This window comes from Cupriavidus sp. 291-E7, from assembly GCF_057798835.1.
The window spans coordinates 32,260-50,151 of the sequence record NZ_JBYOJV010000024.1 but is presented as its reverse complement, the minus strand read 5'-3'; the positions used below and the strand labels follow the sequence as shown (position 1 = coordinate 50,151).

At 63.9% G+C, this 17,892-nt stretch carries 14 protein-coding genes; 4 read left to right on the top strand and 10 right to left on the bottom strand.

Features of this window, described 5'->3' with window-relative positions; translation table 11 throughout:
• Positions 1 to 201: 201 nt before the first annotated feature.
• The 4 genes from AC3FLX_RS29105 to AC3FLX_RS29090 are packed head-to-tail and all read right to left on the bottom strand — an operon-like array spanning position 202 to position 4,040.
• Positions 202 to 1,203 carry an NADP-dependent oxidoreductase gene (locus tag AC3FLX_RS29105; RefSeq protein WP_488700812.1) on the bottom strand — a complete coding sequence of 334 codons (1,002 nt, stop codon included), beginning with the start codon at positions 1,201 to 1,203 and terminating at the stop codon, positions 202 to 204.
• Positions 1,163 to 2,074, bottom strand: a complete 912-nt coding sequence (locus AC3FLX_RS29100) for an alpha/beta fold hydrolase (RefSeq protein ID WP_488700810.1) — start codon at positions 2,072 to 2,074, stop codon at positions 1,163 to 1,165. Before AC3FLX_RS29100 ends, AC3FLX_RS29105 begins: the two co-directional genes overlap by 41 nt.
• Positions 2,075 to 2,116: 42 nt before the next feature.
• The gene (locus AC3FLX_RS29095; protein ID WP_488700808.1) at positions 2,117 to 2,905 is read right to left on the bottom strand and encodes an SDR family NAD(P)-dependent oxidoreductase; all 789 of its coding nucleotides are present in this window, start codon (positions 2,903 to 2,905) and stop codon (positions 2,117 to 2,119) included.
• 52 nt (positions 2,906 to 2,957) lie between these two features.
• Positions 2,958 to 4,040 (bottom strand): alkene reductase, encoded by a 1,083-nt coding sequence (locus AC3FLX_RS29090; RefSeq protein ID WP_488700807.1) that lies wholly within the window; start codon positions 4,038 to 4,040, stop codon positions 2,958 to 2,960.
• 132 nt (positions 4,041 to 4,172) lie between these two features.
• On the opposite strand from AC3FLX_RS29090, the gene AC3FLX_RS29085 reads away from it, so the two are divergent.
• Positions 4,173 to 4,865: a TetR/AcrR family transcriptional regulator gene (locus AC3FLX_RS29085; protein ID WP_488700806.1), complete on the top strand. Its 693-nt coding sequence runs from the start codon at positions 4,173 to 4,175 to the stop codon at positions 4,863 to 4,865.
• Between the two features lie 604 nt (positions 4,866 to 5,469).
• On the opposite strand, the gene AC3FLX_RS29080 is transcribed toward AC3FLX_RS29085, so the two are convergent.
• The 3 genes from AC3FLX_RS29080 to AC3FLX_RS29070 all read right to left on the bottom strand — a co-directional run bounded on the left by AC3FLX_RS29080 (position 5,470) and on the right by AC3FLX_RS29070 (position 8,010).
• A complete protein-coding gene (locus AC3FLX_RS29080) occupies positions 5,470 to 6,123 on the bottom strand; it encodes a carboxymuconolactone decarboxylase family protein (protein WP_488700805.1) in 654 nt (217 codons plus the stop codon).
• A gap of 121 nt (positions 6,124 to 6,244) precedes the next feature.
• Entirely contained in the window at positions 6,245 to 6,739 is a 495-nt protein-coding gene (locus AC3FLX_RS29075; protein WP_488700804.1) for a (R)-mandelonitrile lyase, read from the bottom strand.
• Positions 6,736 to 8,010, bottom strand: coding sequence for an MFS transporter (locus AC3FLX_RS29070; RefSeq protein ID WP_488700802.1), 1,275 nt, complete (start codon positions 8,008 to 8,010; stop codon positions 6,736 to 6,738). Before AC3FLX_RS29070 ends, AC3FLX_RS29075 begins: the two co-directional genes overlap by 4 nt.
• A gap of 179 nt (positions 8,011 to 8,189) precedes the next feature.
• Here AC3FLX_RS29070 and AC3FLX_RS29065 point away from each other — a divergent pair, with 179 nt between their 5' ends.
• Together AC3FLX_RS29065 and AC3FLX_RS29060 are read left to right on the top strand one after the other, a co-directional pair.
• Positions 8,190 to 8,672, top strand: a complete 483-nt coding sequence (locus AC3FLX_RS29065; RefSeq protein WP_488700800.1) for a (2Fe-2S)-binding protein — start codon at positions 8,190 to 8,192, stop codon at positions 8,670 to 8,672.
• Entirely contained in the window at positions 8,669 to 10,975 is a 2,307-nt protein-coding gene (locus tag AC3FLX_RS29060; RefSeq protein ID WP_488700799.1) for a xanthine dehydrogenase family protein molybdopterin-binding subunit, read from the top strand. Before AC3FLX_RS29065 ends, AC3FLX_RS29060 begins: the two co-directional genes overlap by 4 nt.
• On the opposite strand, the gene AC3FLX_RS29055 is transcribed toward AC3FLX_RS29060, so the two are convergent.
• Positions 10,947 to 11,882 carry a LysR family transcriptional regulator gene (locus tag AC3FLX_RS29055; RefSeq protein ID WP_488700798.1) on the bottom strand — a complete coding sequence of 312 codons (936 nt, stop codon included), beginning with the start codon at positions 11,880 to 11,882 and terminating at the stop codon, positions 10,947 to 10,949. The genes AC3FLX_RS29060 and AC3FLX_RS29055 overlap by 29 nt on opposite strands.
• 221 nt (positions 11,883 to 12,103) lie before the next feature.
• On the opposite strand from AC3FLX_RS29055, the gene AC3FLX_RS29050 reads away from it, so the two are divergent.
• Positions 12,104 to 12,514: a (R)-mandelonitrile lyase gene (locus AC3FLX_RS29050; protein WP_488700797.1), complete on the top strand. Its 411-nt coding sequence runs from the start codon at positions 12,104 to 12,106 to the stop codon at positions 12,512 to 12,514.
• A 362-nt stretch (positions 12,515 to 12,876) separates the two neighbouring features.
• On the opposite strand, the gene AC3FLX_RS29045 is transcribed toward AC3FLX_RS29050, so the two are convergent.
• Positions 12,877 to 13,200 carry a hypothetical protein gene (locus AC3FLX_RS29045; protein WP_488700796.1) on the bottom strand — a complete coding sequence of 108 codons (324 nt, stop codon included), beginning with the start codon at positions 13,198 to 13,200 and terminating at the stop codon, positions 12,877 to 12,879.
• Between the two features lie 273 nt (positions 13,201 to 13,473).
• A complete protein-coding gene (locus AC3FLX_RS29040) occupies positions 13,474 to 17,337 on the bottom strand; it encodes an autotransporter outer membrane beta-barrel domain-containing protein (protein ID WP_488700795.1) in 3,864 nt (1,287 codons plus the stop codon).
• Between the last annotated feature and the right edge of the window lie 555 nt (positions 17,338 to 17,892).

Below are 17,892 nucleotides of genomic sequence, written 5' to 3'. Positions count from 1 at the left end.
CGGGCCGCGGACAAGTCACCGGCGTGGCGATGCGAAGTCCGAGGTATAGGGCAGAGTTCAGCCAACAAACGTCATTCGCTCACGCTTTTGCTCGGACGTCCGGGCGTCGGCTCTGCACCCTGACCGGCCATCCGGCTTAACCTAGTCACCCGCCTCTCCAATCGCTAAGGTAAGCTCCACCACAGCCAACCATTTGGCCACTCACTTGATCTTCACGACGACCTTGCCCTTCGCGCGTCCCTGGGACAAGTATTCAAGCGCTTCCTTCGCTTGCTCGAACGAAAAAACCTTGTCGATCACCGGACGAATGTGCTCGGACTCGAGGAGCCCTCCAATTTCGGCGAGTTGGGCGCCGTCGGGACGCACGAACAGAAACGAGTAAGTGATGTCATGCTTCCTTGCAAGGCGCACGATTTTTCGGCTCATCAAGCCGAACACGAACGCCAGAAAAAAATTCAGGTGTCGTGCGCGTGCGAAAGCAGCGTCCAACGGACCGATGAGCGAGACAATCATGCTCCCTGGTTTGAGAATGCCGACGGCTTTCTCGATCGCATCGCCCCGCAGTGTACCGAGCACCACGTCGTAGCCGCGCAGCACTTTTTCGAATTCCTCCTTCTTATAGTCAACCACCTCGTCTGCACCCAGTGTGGTGACCAGCTGGACATTGCCCGTACTGGTGGTCGTTCCTACCCTGGCGCCAAGGTACTTTGCCAGCTGGATCGCGAACGTGCCGATACCGCCCGCCCCCGCAGGGATGAACACCTTCTGGCCAGCTCGAACATTTGCGCGTTCCTTCAATGCTTGCCACGAGGTGAGGCCGACCATCGGGACGGCGGCGGCCTGCACAAAGTCGAGCGTGGCCGGCTTCAGTGCAGCAACGCTCTCCGGCACCGCCGCGAATTCAGCGATCGAGCCTCTGCCAAGATCGAAGAGGCTAGCAAAAACGGCATCGCCCGGCTTGAAACGCGTCACGCGGCTGCCAACTTCAACCACAACGCCGGCAATATCGCTGCCCAGCGTGGCCGGTAATTGGAATTTCAGGACAGGTTTGAACGTTCCCGCCGGAATCATGTTGTCGATCGGGTTCAATCCCGCCGCATAGACCTGCACCAGCAACTCATCAGCCTTTAACGTGGGGCGCGGAACGTCGGCGAATCCGATCTCAGGTGATCTGCCATAGCGTTTGAATGTGAGTGCTTTCATGTTGCTCTAATTCCAATGGGGGTGTTGCCAGGAACGCCATCGCCCTCGACACGAAGTCGGCGTGGTATTGAAAGATGCCGCCGTGCCCGGCGTCTTCGTAGATGACCAACTGCGCATGGGGAATGCGGCGGGCCATCTCGCGACTCAGCATCGTAGGCACCATGATGTCGTTGTCGCCATTGGCGATCAGGACCGGCATGCGCAGGCCGGCGAGATCTTGGGGCACCTGCTGGCCCCAAGCCTTGATCGCCCTGAGCTGGCGCGAGAACGCGCGAGGTGTCGGTCCCCTGTCGCGATCGGCGCGGCGCTCCTTCAGTCTTTTCAGGAAGGCGCTTGCCGCCTGCCGGCCGTTGGCGGTAGCGGTGAAGAAGAGATAGGTCTTGGGGTCGCGTAGTGTCAGCAGGCCCTTGAGTATCAGCGGCCACGACACCGCACCGACACGATCGATGCCCTGACCGCCCGCGGGACCCGTGCCGGTAAGGATGAGCTTGCGCACCAGGGCAGGCGCCTTCAGGGCCACGTCCTGCGCCACGAAACCACCAAGCGAAAAGCCGAGCAGATTTACTTGATCGAAACCCATTGCGCGGATCACCGCGATAGTGTCGCGTGCCATCTCGTCGACGGTCACCGGCGCGGTGCCGCCGGACAAACCGATTCCGCGATAGTCGATGGCAACAACGTGATGCTCACGAGCCAGGCCATCTACGATGTGCGGGTCGAAGTTGTCCAGCACGGCGCCCCAGTGATTAAGCAGGACCAGCGGGATACCACCATGCTGTCCCAGTTCGCGATAAGCGAACGTGGTTCCGCCCGCCTCTACGAGCTTGGTCTGAGCGTGGACATAAGACGCCTGCAGCGCTTTGAAGGTCATGGTCGATTGTCGTCGGAGATGACGCCCCAGTCATTGTGGCGGTCAGGCTTCGGGTCGATAGCGTTCGGCCGCCTGGGCTTGTCGAATGTCCGAAATGAGCCCTTGACGCGCGCCATCCAATGCGTCCCAGCGCGCCGCCACGTGAAGCGGCGGGATAGTCACGAGTTCACGGCGATCGAAGCCGACCAGTGCCGCATCAACCAGTTCGCCGACTTCCATCACCTCGGGAAGCGTATTGACGTCGATGCCGGCGCGCCCCCATATTTCCGTGCGGGTCGCTGCCGGGAGCACCGCCTGCACGTAGACGCCGCTGGGTGACAACTCGAGGTTCAATCCCTGCGACAGGAACAGCACAAACGCCTTGGTGGCGCCGTAAATGGACATGCCGAACTCGGGCGCGAAACCTACCACCGAGCCGATGTTGACGATTGCGCCGGTACCCGACTCCAGGAAGCGCGGAGCGGCCGCGGCTGCAAGCCGCGTAAGCGCCGTGGTGTTGAGCGTGATCAGGCGTTCGATGCCCTCGGCAGTCTGCTGCACGAAGCCGCCCGACTGAGCCATCCCGGCGTTGTTGATCAGGATGCCTATGCGAGCATCCTCGCGCAGACGAGTCTCAAGCGCGGCAAGGTCGGCGGGCTGGGTGAGGTCGACCTGCAGAACTTCCACGGCCACCCCACTTTCTTCACGCAGCCGCGCGGCCAGCGTATCGAGGCGCGCCTTGTCGCGTGCAACCAGCACAAGGTCGTGGCCGCGGCGGGCGAAGCGCTCGGCGTAGGTGGCGCCGATGCCGGAGGAGGCGCCGGTGACGAGAACAGTCGGAAGCGTGGTCATGAATAATTTCCTTTTCAAGGCGGTTCGGACGCGGACGCAAGCAGCGCGCGCCTCAGGCGGTGATGGACGGATAATCCGTGTAGCCCGCAGCTCCGCCACCATAGAGCGTGGCGAAGTCGGGCTGGGCCAGCGGGGCGCCGGTCTTCAGGCGTTTGACCAGGTCGGGGTTGCTGATGAAGGCACGGCCGAAGGCGAACAGGTCTGCCTTGCCCTCGTTGAGCCTGGCGGTAGCGAGTTCCAGGTCGTAGCCGTTGTTGGCCAAGTAGGTTTGCCTGAAGCGGCGGCGCAGCGCGTCGTAGTCAAACGGTGCGACATCGCGCGGGCCACCGGTTGCGCCCTCGACCACATGCAGGTAGACGATGCCCAGCGCGCTGAGCTGCCCGGCGATGTAGTCGTACTGCGGCTGAGGGTCGCTGCTCGAAATGCCATTTGCCGGTGACACAGGCGAGATGCGCACACCGGTTCGGTCGGCGCCGATTTCTGCCACCACTGCCGCGACGACTTCCAACAACAGGCGCGCACGGTTCTCGATCGTGCCGCCGTAGGCGTCAGTGCGCTGGTTGGCCCCATCTTTGATGAACTGCTCCAGCAGATAGCCGTTAGCACCGTGGATCTCCACGCCGTCGAAGCCTGCGGCCATTGCATTGGCCGCGGCTTGACGAAAGTCGCCAACGATGCCCGGCAGTTCGTTGAGTTCGAGGGCACGCGGCTGCGACACATCGACAAAACAGTTGTTGACAAAGGTCTTCGTCGCCGCGCGGATGGCCGAAGGCGCGACCGGTGCAGCGCCGTCAGGCAGGACATCGACGTGCGAAACACGGCCGACGTGCCAGAGTTGCGCGAAGATGCGTCCCCCCTTGGCATGCACAGCCTCGGTGACCTTGCGCCAGCCGGCGATTTGCTCGGGCGTGTACAGGCCCGGGGTGTCCTGATAGCCCTGAGCCCGGGCCGACACTTGAGTGGCCTCCGTGATGATCAGGCCGGCCGAGGCGCGCTGGGCGTAGTAGGTGGCGGCCAGTTCGCTAGGCACCAGCCCCGCGCCTGCGCGATTGCGGGTCAGCGGTGCCATGACAAAACGATTGGCGAGTGTCAGGTGCCCAAGGGTGTAGGGCTCAAAAAGCATCTTGTCGGTCACGTTGCGTCAGCCTCTGGTGTTGGAAACACATTCAATGATGACGATCGTAATCTTAACTGTCAAGGTTTTGATGACGATTAACATCAATGTACAATGGAGCCTTCGCAGACATGAACTCACCGTGGTCAGGAAATGAAGATCACCAAGGCACAGGCACAGGCCAACCGGGAGCACGTCGTCGCGACGGCGTCGAAGATGTTTCGGGAACGTGGCTACGACGGGGTTGGCGTTGCCGATCTGATGGGCGCCGCCGGCTTCACCCACGGCGGCTTTTACAGACAGTTCCGCTCCAAGGCCGACCTGATGGCGGAATCGGCTGCCTGCGGCATCGCGCAGACGGTGGCATTGAGCGCGGGTGTAAGCGCACCAGAGTTCGTGCAGCATTACCTTTCTCGCGAGCACCGCGACACCCGCGCAACCGGTTGCACGATGGCCGCACTAGGCGGGGATGCCGCGCGTCAGCCAGAAGCGGTTCGGACCGCGTTCGCGACTGGCATTGAGAGCCTGCTGGCTGCGCTGAGGCCCGAGGATACTGTTTCGGACGGAGCCGATCCGGGGCGGGCGCGAGCCCGGTCCCTCGACACACTGGCGCACGCGGTGGGCGCCATCGTCATGTCGCGGGCCTGTCCGGACGACTCGCCGCTGGCCGACGAAATCCTGGCGGTTTGCCGCGACGCGATCCTCGCGTCACTGAGCGCGTCCACAACAGCAAGCACTTCTTCGCATGACCGGTGCACTTCTGGCATTCAGCGACAGGCCGATCGCCAGAACACCAGCGGCGACAGCGACAAGCTGGCCGCCAGGGCGATAAAGAAGGCCAAATAGGCGGGCACAACCTGCGCAGAGACAACTCCATGACGGGGCCGCGCAGCCCATTTGCATGAAGCCGAACAGGGCCGAGGCGGCGCCTGCCTTCCACCTGAACGGCGGCAGCGCGATTGCGGTGCCCAGCGGATGGCCCTGCCCGCCCCGACCGGGAACATGATCAGTACCACCGAGAAGTGGTAGGCGTCCGCCCAGCCGCCGATGAGCCAGCCCGCTTACACGCGATGCCGAGCGGCGGTTGCTCCCTGGCAGCGGCCGTTGCAGCGGGCAATTTGAACGGCAGTTCGGGGGCGGAAATCGCCGCATATTGCCAGGCTGGCGGACCGCGGGGTGATCGGACGTTTCTCAGTCAGACTTAGCCATTGCCCATGTGTGGTGCGTGTCCACAATGACGTTCACCGATGTTGACCGGGTGATGCCAGGCAGATCCACAATACCTTATGGCGCTGGGCAACGACGAAGCACGCGGTTGCGGCTACTGTCCGATCTGCAGCCATCTCACTTGACTGCGGTCAGTACCCCCCGCTCTGGTGAAATGCTTGCACAGGAATGAAATGGCCGGTGGCCCGAAGCCCGAGCCATGACCCCGTGACGTAGAGTACGTTTAACGGCTGCCAGCCCCGGCAGCCAGTTGTTGATCTAGCGCCTCACGCGCGCGACGGCCGTTGTCTGCGCCGACGCGATCGGCCAACACCTGTATGACCCGCCGCAACTGGGCCGCACTGAGGCCGACATTCATGCTGATGCGCATATGTGCCTGCAACTGCGGCTCGGCGCCCGCGAGCGACGACAGCATGCCGACAGTGGCCAGTTCCCGGCTCTGCCAGTCGAGATTGTTGCGCTCGAAGATGTCGCCGAAGAGATGAGTCTTGAGATATTCGTCGATGGCCGGCGCGAACTCGAAGAGCGGGCCCTTGACCGGTGCACCCGACAGCTTCGTCTGGTTGGCCATGCCGGCGGCCAGCAATGCATCGCCCTTGGGAATAGTTGTGCCCGGATCATTGCCCACTTCGTCGTGAAGTCCGCGCTGCTTGCGCGCCTCCACCACCTTCATCAATTCGCCGAGCGCGTTCAGGCTGCGGGGAAATCCGGCATAGGCGTATAGCTGCACCAGGATCTCCTTGGCGTCGCTAATCGTCAGGCCCGTATCGAGCCCCACGTTCAAGGCGGCATTGAGGGGGGCGATGTCACCAGCCGCTGCGAAGGCGGCGATCGGGACGATGGCTTGCTGGCGGGCCGTCAGGCTATCGGACGCCATGTTCCGGCCCGTGTTCGATCGTATCTCGTTCATGCTCCGGGAATCCTGTGCTTGGGCGGCGTCCAGCGATGCGCATAGCGCAACCGCCAGCGCCATCGCCTTGAGTTGCCGGACGGCGTGCTTACCTGGCGTGGTACTGGGCATCGGTGACCTTCTCCATCCATGTAACGTTCTTCCCTTCGAAATTGCCGGTGACGGCCAGATGGCTTATGGCCGTGTCCGGTGACGCGCCATGCCAGTGCTTGACGCCTGGCGGGCACCAGACCACATCACCCGGCCGGATCTCACGGACAGGCTTGCCCCACTCCTGTGTCAGGCCGACGCCGGACAACACCACCAGTCGCTGGCCTGCCGGATGCGTGTGCCAGGCGGATCGGGCCGACGGCTCAAATGTGACAAGACCGCCAGAGGCATTAATGTGCTTGCCTGCCGGCCAAACCGGCTCGACCTGCACACGGCCGGTAAAGAAGGCGGGAGAGCCGACGGTGGGCCGCTGCGTGCCGGCTGGAACGATCTGCTGAGCCTCCGCCTTCTCGGCGGCAAACGCCGACGCCATTACGGTGGTGGTGACCAGCAGGACCCCACTCATCGCCATCATTCTCACGATAAGCTTCATCGTGCCTCCTTCGGTTGCATGTGAGCGGCAAGATCATCGGAATCCCGAGCGCCATTGGTCGTCGCGGCGCGTGCCGTCATCCATGCGAGGCCCGCGCCGATGAGCAGTAGCAACGCGCTCGCTTCCAGTGTGCTGCGATAGCCGTAAGTATCGAACAGGATGCCGCCCACCGTGGAACCCAGTGCGATCGACAATTGGACAACGGCTACCATCAGCCCGCCGCCTGCCTCGGCATGATTCGGGAACGTGCGGGTAATCCAGCTCCACCATCCGACGGGCGCTGCTGTGGCCACCAGCCCCCACAGTGCCAGAAGAATGACGACACTGATGGTGTGATGGCCCAAGCCGATTAGTGCGAGTGCAATCGCAGCCATCAGCGTGGGGATCGCCACAAGCGTGGCATGGAACGCCCGCTTCAGCACGGCGCCGATTAGCATGGTGCCGACAAATCCCGCCACGCCGATGGCCAGCAGGATCAGGGACAAGCCGGATGCATCGACATGCGTGACCGTTTCGAGGAACGGCCGGACGTAAGTGAACAGCGTGAATTGCCCGGAGAAAAATACGCCGGCTGCGAGCATGCCCAGCGCGACTACCGGGCGCTTCAAATGCACGAACACATTGCCGCTGCCTTTGGGACGGGTCGGCACCGGCATGGCGGGAAGGCTGAACCATTGCCAGGAAAGTGCCAGGAAGGCAATCGGTACGAGACAATAGAATGCGCCGCGCCAGCCGATGAGTGCTCCGAGATAGCTGCCGACCGGTGCCGCCACGACTGTGGCCAATGCGTTGCCGCTATTGAAGATTGCCAATGCGCGTGGCACCAGGTGCGTCGGCACCAAGCGGATTGCAGTCGCCGCCGACATTGACCAGAAGCCACCGACCACGACCCCGATCAATGCGCGCCCTACCATGTAGACCCCGTAGTTCGGGGCCACTGCGATGACGGCACCCGATACCGCCATGACCGCCGTAAGCCCAAGCAGCAGCAACTTGCGGTTCATGCTGCCGGAGATGGCAGAGATGAACAGACTCGTGACGACGGCAAAAGCGCCGGAGATGGCAATACCCTGGCCGGTCATTCCTTCGGTGACATGCAGGTCTGCGGACATCGGTGTCAGCAGGCTCACGGGCATGAACTCCGAGGCAATCAGCGCGAAGACACAGAGCGTCATCGCAAAGACGCCGCTCCAGTAGGCAGGTGGCTGCGATACGTGCGAAGGCGAGGCCGGATATGTTGGTGAGGTGTTGGTTAGTGCGGTGTTTTCCATCGGCCGTATGATCCGGAGAACGGCCACCGGCGACTAGCCGGTCAATACTTGTTGCCTTGATGAGCCGGCCTCATGAAACGATTGATGAATCATTTTCACGACGGCAATGAGCTATTGCGCCTAATCGGATCTTTCCGTATCCGATACCATTCCGCGATCCCCCCGCCTCTCTTCCGTCCATGACAACGATAAACATCAACGGCCAGGTTCATGAGGTCGACCTCGCCCCCGACACCCCGCTCCTGTGGACGCTCCGCGATGCCTTGGGCTTTACCGGCACCAAGTTCGGTTGCGGCATGGCGCTTTGCGGCGCCTGCACCGTACATGTCGATGGGCAACCCGTCCGCTCCTGCGTCACGCCGATCTCCGGTATTGGCACCAAGCACGTACGCACGATCGAATCGATGGATGCCGATCGCGTAGGCCGGGCCGTCCAGGATGCCTGGGTCGAGTTGGGCGTGGCCCAGTGCGGCTACTGTCAGGCCGGGCAGATCATGACGGCCACCGCGCTGTTGAAAGCGAATCCGAAGCCCACTGACGAGCAGATCGTGGCGGGGATGAGCGGCAATCTGTGCCGCTGTGGCACGTACACGCGCATCAATGCTGCGGTGAAGCTGGCATCGTCACGCCTTGCGGCCAACAAGACGGGAGCCAAGGCATGACCCGCACCGACCTCGAAACCCTCGAACAACCGGCGCGCCGGCGCATCCTGCAGGCGGGCGCGGTGTTCGCGCTGTCTCTCCAGTTCGGCGGACTGGTCACCAAGGCCGCCGCTGCCGAGTCCGAGAAGAAGTACGGTGGCGCGGCGATGCCGGGCGGTGTCGTTGACGATCCGCTGATGTTCGTCTCGATTGCGCGGGATGGCACCGTGACCATCGTGGCGCATCGTGCCGAGATGGGCACGGGCGTGCGAACCAGCCTGCCGATGGTTGTCGCCGACGAGATGGAGGCGGACTGGAGCCGCGTCAGAATCGTTCAGGCGGATGCCAACGAGGCGCGCTACGGCAGCCAGAATGTGGACGGATCGCGCAGCATGCGGCATTTCCTGGCGCCGATGCGTCGCGTGGGTGCGTCGGCAAGGCAAATGCTCGAAGCCGCTGCTGCCGCGCAATGGAAGGTGCCGGTCACGGAGGTGCAGGCGCGCAACCACGAAGTGATTCATGCGGCAACCGGACGCCGGATCGGATATGGCGATCTGGCCGAAGCCGCGATGCAGCAGCCAGTGCCGAAACGTGATCAACTGCGCCTGAAGCAACCGGACGCATTCCGCTATATCGGCAAGGGCAGGATCATGCCGGCCGACAGTCGTGATATTGCGCAAGGCAAGGCGACCTACGGTATCGACGTACTGCTGCCGGGCATGGTCTACGCGGTCATCGCCCGCCCGCCTGTCCATGGTGGCAAGCTGCGCAAGGTCGACAGCACCGACACGCTGAAGGTGCCCGGTGTTCTGCGCGTAGTGGAGCTGAAAGGCTACGACGGTCCGCCGTTGTTCAATCCCGTGGGTGGGGTGGCCGTGGTGGCCACCAATACATGGGCGGCGATGCAGGGCCGCGCGGCGCTCAAGATCGAATGGGACGATGGCGCCAATGCCAGCTACGACTCCGCCGTGTTCCGCCGCACGCTCGAAGCGGCAGTGCGACAGCCAGGCAAGGCGTTACGCAGCGATGGCGACGCCGTGGCGGCGTTGTCGGCGGCCGGCAGCCAGCGCAAGGTCTCCGCCCAGTACTACATTCCGCACCTCGCGCATGCCTCGATGGAAACGCCCGTGGCGACGGCGCGATTCGTTGGCGGAAAGTGCGAGATCTGGGCTCCGTCTCAGGCGCCTCAGGGCGCATTGGAAAGCGTAGCGAAGCACGTCGGCCTCGACGTCAAGGACGTAACGCTGCATGTCACGCTGCTGGGCGGCGGCTTCGGCCGCAAGTCGATGGCCGACTTCATTTCCGAGGCGGCGTTGGTATCGAAGGCGATGGACGGCAAGCCCGTCAAGCTGCAATGGACGCGCGACGACGATATCCACCACGACTATTTCCACACGGTATCGGTCGAGCACATGGAGTCCGTGCTGGATGCCAGCGGCAAGCCGACGGTATGGCTGCACCGGTCCGCCGCGCCGACCATCGCCTCCACGTTCAAGGTGGGCGCGGAAGGCAAAGCTGCATTCGAAGCGGGCATGACGGCCATCAACGTCCCGTTCCAGATCCCGTCGATCCGGCTCGAGTCGGCTGACGTGCCGGCGCACACGCGCATTGGCTGGTTCCGCTCGGTGTCAAACATTCCGCACGCGTTTGCGGTGCAGAGCTTCGTTGCCGAGCTGGCGCATCAGGCGCGGCGCGATCCGAAGGATTACTTGCTGGATCTGATCGGTCCGCCACGCAAGATCGATCCCTCGACACTCTCGGACACTTGGAACTACAACGAATCGCCGGACGTGTATCCGCTGGATACCGGCCGCATGCGCCGCGTCATCGAGGAAGCGGCGCGCAGGGCGAATTGGGGTCGCAAGCTGCCCAAGGGGCATGGCCTCGGCATTGCCATGGCGTACAGCTTCGTGACCTATGTAGCCACCGTTGTGGAAGTCGCGGTGGACGGCAAGGGCCAGATCACCATTCCGCGTGTGGACATGGCAATCGATTGCGGGCCGCAGGTCAATCCGGAGCGCATCCGTTCACAGGTGGAAGGCGGCTGCGTGATGGGTATCAGCCTGGCGATGCTGGGCGAGATCACGTTCAAGGACGGCCGCGTCCAGCAAAGCAACTTCCACGACTTCGAGATCCTGCGCTCGCACATGGCACCACGGGCCATCCACACGTGGATGGTAGGGGGCGATTTCGAGGTACCGCCCGGCGGCGTGGGCGAGCCGCCCGTGCCGCCCATCGCGCCCGCACTGTGCAACGCGATCTTTGCGGCAACGGGGACACGGATCCGTTCGCTGCCTATCCGTGACCAGCTTTCGAAGGCTTAGCAGCGGCGACGCCATCCGGGCGGTGTCGGATGGCGTCGATCACGATCTTGAGCGCACGCGACGACTGCCTGCGACTCGGATAGAACGCGTGATAGCCCGGGAACGTCGGGCACCAGTCCTCCATCACCTTGATGAGCTTGCCTTTCTCCGCGTAGGACTGGATGACCTGCGTCGGCAGGAACACCAGCCCGAAGCCATCAAGGGCGGCATTGAGCATCTGGTTGATGCTATTGCAAATGACCTGCCCTTCCACACGCGCCTGCAGCTTCTTGGATCCCTTCGCCAGCTCCCACGCATAGAGGCCACCGCTAGTGGAAAGGCGCAGGTTGATGCATCGGTGCGACAACAGGTCGCGAGGTGTCATCGGTTTTTCGCGGCCCTTGAAATATGCGGGTGACCCCGCTATGGCCATTTTCACATCGGGACTGATACGCACCGCAATCATGTCTTTCTCGATCTGGTCGCCAAACCGCACGCCGATGTCATAGCGGTCTCCAACAATATTGGTAAGTCCATAGTCCACCGTGAGCTCGACGTTGAGGTCCGGGTACTGCGGCAACACCTTGGCCAGGCGTGGCCAGATGATGGCATCGATCGGATGGTCGACCGACGTAATGCGAATGGTGCCAGCCGGACGTTCGCCAAGCTCTGCCACTGCGGAGATGTCGGCTTCGATTTCCTCGAACTTGGGACCAATGGACCGGATCAGCCGTTCACCGGCATCGGTAGTTGACACACTACGCGTGGTGCGCGTCAGCAGGCGCACACCCAGTTTGGTCTCCAGATTGCGGATGGTGTGGCTCAGCGCGGATTGCGTGACGTCGAGGCGGGCTGCCGCGCGCGTGAAGCTCCGCTCCCGGGCGACAGTGACCAATGCAAGCAGATCATTGAGGTTGTGACGGGGCATGGGCGGGTTCTCTGCAAAGGAATGCCATCGGGCGTCTCCCGTTGCGAAATGGCGCTATGAACGCATTTCATGAATGTTCCCGCTATTGTTCAGCCTAACGCGCGCGGCGCGCAAGTGTTTTGCCAAGAATCCCCCATGCAGCCTTCACATTGTTCCAGTCCCCGTTTCACATTACGCCCGGTGCGCAAGGCCCCCCCACCGTTCCGAAGGGCGCGTCCCGAATGATCAAGATCACTCAGCATGGCTCACAGCCATCAATGGACGGCGCAGCGGCCCACTTCACGGGCAGCGTCCGCGTCGACGCAATTTTCCAGTCTCCCATGCCTGCGCGCGTTGGAGGCGCCACAGTCACCTTCGCGCCAGGTGCGAGAACGGTATGGCACAGCCATCCGCTCGGGCAGACGCTTCATGTCGTCGCAGGGACGGGGCTCGTCCAGCAATGGGGCCGAGCCGTCCAGACTATTCGGCCGGGGGATCTTGTCTGGATTCCACCTAATACCAAACACTGGCATGGCGCCACCGCAACTTCCACTATGGTGCACATTGCTATTACGGAAGCGTTAGATGGCAAGGCGGCGGATTGGATGGAGCCTGTGAACACGGACCAGTATGGCGGAGTACTGACGCGGTAGGCGTTGACAGAAACTAGACCATCTCGGGTGAAAAAGGGGATTCCCCCGTGAACCTCACCGATTGTCGCCACCTGGCCCCTAGCTCCGGCAAGCGCCTGCCGCGGGTTGGCCGAGGGCTGAGACCGACTAAGAGGCGTCGTCCGATCGCTAATTTGCTCGGCCGTTCAGACGTCCGATTCAACACCAAGCCACCAAGCTCCACGGCGCGCCTTTCTGGGTTGAGTGCGTCTACCGCACGCTATGGTCGGCGGCACTCGCCTCCTAAAGCGCCTACGGTCTGCTCCAAAGAAAACAGCCGACATCGTCGACTGCTTTCTTTGCGCGCGCCTCTGGCGTCAACCCGCAGACCTACTGGCTTGCGATTACTGCTTCTTGACGGCGGCTGCGGGCGCGGCGTTTTCTGCCTTGACCGTAGCCTTCTCGGCCTTGGCCGGCGCAGCAGGCTTCTCGGCGCTCACCTTTGTTGCCTTGGCGTGCTTGGTTGCGTGCTTGTGGGTCGCGGTAGCGGCAGGTGCTTTCGCAGCCGGCGCCGTGGGAGCGGCCGGGGCAACGCCCTGAGCAAAAGCGGCACCAGTGATGGCGAAAGCGGCAACGGCAGCGAACAGCTTCTTCATGATCGACAATCCTTCTGAGAGGTTTAGGCGCTGCGATGTGCCGCGCTTAGCCAAAAAACGGGGCAGCTTCACGCTCAGTTGACTGCTAACTCGTGACAATCCGTAAGGAGTGTTTCCGCAGAGGCAAGGCCGCGTTACAGACGACCCAAACGTGTCGCATCAAGGACAACCATCCGTAGAAGTCGACCCGCTGCGGCACACCTTACGATCGGCAATTGCACCTTATTGATATCGCAAGGTGGGGGGCTGCTACCGGCCACGAACTCCTAGCATGACCCTGCGGATGGTGCCATGCAGAGGCCGCCTTCGGAGCGACCGAACCGCCCTCCTCGCTCGCCCTCAACCCTAGAACCTCCAGCGCAATCCCAACGTGCCGGTATGGTCCTGGTTGCCGCCACCGAACTGGCCGGTATAGCGCAAGCCAAGCGTGGCCATGGGCGAGATGGCGAAGTCGGCGCGCAGTTCGGCCAGCGCCGCGTTCTGCGCAATCGGTGCACCCGTCACCGTGAAAGGCTGGCTGCCGTCGAAAGCCAGCGTGGTAGCCGGGCGTACGTCGCCGAACGCATGGCGCCAGCCGGCTCCGACGTAGAACGCCGCGTCAGTGCCGCCAAACTGGACGCGCGCGCTGGTACGCAGGCCGAGCGTTGTGGTGGTCAACGTGTTGCTATCGCCAGGGCTGCGCAGGGCCGCCGAGCCGCCCGTCTCCGCGAAGCTGCGCGTGCGTGTGTCGCTCCACGCCACGCCCCCGTACGGTTCGAGCTGGATGGTCGCCGATAGAGGCATGGCGAAGCCGGCTTCCGTGAAGACTTGCGCCGTGCTGGCGTGATAGCTGGCGGTCAGGGACTGCACCGTACTGCCGCCGAGGCTGGCCTGCCGGTCCGTGTCGGCGTCGTGCCAGCTATAGGCGGTACCGAACAGCCATTTGAGCTTGCCGCCGCCAAGCGCGAATGCGCGGCCGCCGTAGAGCGTGGCGCTGAATGAATCGGTGATGGCGCGCGACGACCGTTCGCTCACTCGCAGCGTACTGTTGGCGTAGCCGAACGCGCCGCCGATGCGCCAGCCTTGCCCCACCGCACCGTCGCCACCCAGATAGAAGCCGCCAGTCTGCTGGCGCACGCGCGCTGCATCTGCGCTTCCATGAAAGTTCTGCCAGTTGCCAAGCACTTCCACCCACAGCGGCTGGGCGGCGGAAATGGGCAGTGCGGCAGCCGGCAGGAGGCCACCAAGCTGGGCGATCGGCGCGCCGGGCAGCATGCCGGCGGACAGGCTGTCATTCAAATGCGCCAGCGGCAGCGCCCGCGCCCCACCCGCCAGGGTCATCAGACCCGTGGACACGCTGGCGTGGGCCTCCCCGGAAAGGCTGTCGAAGACGGCCGGCGGCGCGCCCTCGGGCAACGTCACCACGGCTTCGTGCACCGGGTTGCTGTCCGGCAGCGTCTCCAGTGCGTTAGCCACGGCACGCTGGTTGCCGGTGACTGCGGCATCGGCAAAGCGCATCACACGCGGAGTGCCCCCGCCAGCGCCACCACCTGCGCCCGGAAGGAGCGGCGAGACGGGCGGCACGGGGTCCGTCACCACCTTGCGCGTGAGTGCCAGGGTGACTTCGTTGGCGCCATAGGTCAGCGTCGGGTCGAGGAACGCGTAGTTCGAGCTGACCGATGCAAAGCGGCCCTGCACCGTGCCGGCGGTCAGGATGCTGTAGCGGCGCGTGGACGCGAAGTTGCCGTCGGGGCCGACATGGACCACCGCACCGCCGAGTGTGGCTGTACCGCTCACCGCAACGCGGTCGCTGGCCGACGATGCCGGGTCGGCTTCCACTCGATAGGTCGAACCCGACGCCAGCGTCAAGTTGCCGTTGACCGTCAGCGTGCCGATGGAATTGCCCGGTGCCAGCGTGCCGCCCGATGCAATCACGGTACTGCCGACGCTGCCAGCGCCGCTCAGCGTGGCGCCGTTGTTCACCGTGACCGCCCCTGCCACACTGCCGTTCACGGCCAGCGTGCCCGCGTTCACCGTCGTCGCCCCGGTATAGGTATTCGCGCCGCTCAGCGTCAGCGTGCCAGCGCCGATCTTGATCAGCCCCGCGCCGCTGCCGCCACCGGCCCCGCCATCCTCGATCGTGCCGCTTACGGTGGTGGACGTGTTGTTGCCCCCTACGGTCAGGACGTTCTGGCCAAGCTGAAAGCGCCCCGTCCCGGCGATGGCACCGGCGGTGATCCGATGGTCGAACGCCGGACCGGACGTGCCCGAGAAATCGACCCAGCCCCCAGCCTCCGTCACCAGCGAGGCGTTGCCAGCGGTACTCCAGCCCCAGAACTCGGTGTAGCTGCCACTGCGGGTCGTCACCTGGCTGTTACCGCCGGTGCTACCCTCCTGAAACGACATCACGCCGCCGTTGTTGACGATCGTCGCATTGGCCGCCGTGCTGCTGCCGAGCAGGTATGTGAACCCGCCGAGGTTCGTCACCTGCGCATTGCCAAGGCTGCCTGCGCCGAAGAGTTGGATGTAGCCGGATCGATTGACCACCTGCCGGCCACCGAGATCAAAGTTCCCATAAAGGCGAAGCGTGCCGCCATCGACACTGACCCCGCCAGTGCCCAGCGCCCCATTGACGTTTGCGCTCAGCGTGCCAGCACTGACCAGCGTGCCACCGGAATAGGTGTTCACGGCGTTCAGGTCGAGCGTGGCGCTCCCCGCCTTGGTCAGACTGCCGGGGCCGTCGATGACACCGTTGTACGCGAGCGTGCCGTTCGTCACCTCGAACGTACCGCCCCCCGCCCCGAGCGTCGTTGCGCGCGCCGTGTTCATGGCTGCGGTAGTCCGCAGCGTGCCGCCGTTCAACCCAAGTGTGCCGGCTGGCGCGCCAAGGTTGGCGTCCGAGGCAATCGCCAGCGTACCGCCCAGGATTTGCCAGCTTGTGATATCGGTGTTGGTACCGGCGAGGGTCCAGACCGAGGCACCGATTTTCTGGAAATGCTCGAAGCCACGATAAAGGCCGGCGTTGCCGATGCCGCCGGTCAATGTGGCAGCGCCTGTGTCGCCAGCCAGCACGAACGTGTCATCCGTGCCGTAGGCTTCGATTCTCCCCACGACGCTGTTGGTCCAGAACTCGAAGCGGTTCGTGCCGCCCGTGAACTGGACAGCCGCGAAGCTGGGGCCACCTGCTACGATGGTCCCCTTGTTGACGATGGTCAGGTTGCTGCCGCGCACGCCCACGCCGCCGGCGCCTGCGGCGCCGTTAGCGGCCCGCGAACCATCCATGTTCATGCCGCCCGAGCCACCGGCGCCTCCCGCGCCACCCATGATCATGCCCTCGTTTAGCAGCGTGGACCCGCTGGCCATTTCCATGCCGCTGCCCCCCACGCCGCCCTTTCCTCCCAGGCTGCCGTAGAGATCGTAGACGCCGTCGCCACCGTTGCCCCCGGCCCCGCCGTTGCCGCCCGCCACCACGGCATTTGCTTCGATATGTACGGTGGCCGCACTGCTCACCAATATGCCGACACCGCCGTCGCCGCCGTTGCCGGCGCCAGAGAAGCCGGACATCGGTTTTGACGCGCCGCCATTCCCGCCGCTGCCACCCGAGCCGCCGTACACCGCGCCGCCCGCCTTCACAAGGATATCGGCGCTGCCCGCGTGGATCAGGCCGTATCCGCCTTCGCCGCCACCGCCGCCGCCGCCCTGGTAGCCCGCTTGCGGGTCGGTCGTATCGCTTCCGCCGTTGCCGCCCCGGCCGCCGTTGCCGCCGAACACTGCGGTGGAGATGGTAGTCGGCACGGCAGCCCTGACCATGCCATCTGCCCCACCTCCGCCGCCGCCGCCACCGCCCCCTGTGAACGAGGCATAGTCGAATTGCCCGTCGCCACCATTGCCGCCGAACTGGCCTGGCGCGGTACCCGCTGTGCCGGCCAGCCCCAGCGGCGTTGTCTGAGCCGAACTGATGCCACCCGAGCCACCGGCCCCGTTGCGAGCGCCACCGCCGCCACCAGTCCCGTCGCCATCGAACACCGTAAGACCGCTCTGCCCAGCCTGCCCAGCGAGGTAGCCGCCCCACCCACCTGGTAGGAAGGCGGTGTAGCCCCCGGCACCGCCGTTGCCGCCAGAGGCTTGTGCCGGCGACGCGGCAACGGACATCGTGAAGAGGGCGACGGCGCCGGCAATGGCGCGCAGGCACGGCTGCTCACCGGCGGAGAGACTCGAATGTCTTGTCATGCGGATTTTTAACCGGCCAAGCCGGCGACCCTTTTTGCGCGCGGCAGCCGTCTGCTTGCTGGCTATGTCCGCGCTTTCATTGTTTTAATGTGCGGGCGCCCGTGCGAACCTCAGCGGCGTCGGCGAAAAGCTGCAACGGCGTAGGCGACTGGCCCCCCCGGCACGGGATTTTCGCATTTTGCGGAGGGAAAGATGAGCTTACGTGGCTTGAAACCGATGCATTCAGCCAGCTCGCTGTTGCTTCTGAACCACGCCGTTACCCCCACCCTTTGGCGCGCGAATCGTGCTCAGTGACTTTGCCGATGTGGGACCAGTTCCGTTCGACTTCCGGAGTCGGCCATCTCCAGCCGCTGGCCGATGCCTTCCCACGGACGTTTGAACGTCGGGTCCGTTCAGACCGCGGCCGTTGGCACGCGTACGGTTCCGCGACCTACGAGGTGAGCGGCCATAAGACCCTTTCGACGATCCAGCGATACGCCGCGCTCCATGCAGAGGATATCGCGTGGAAGCTGGGCTGATTGCTCCGCGCTTAGGCTGATCGAGCCGCATGCCGTT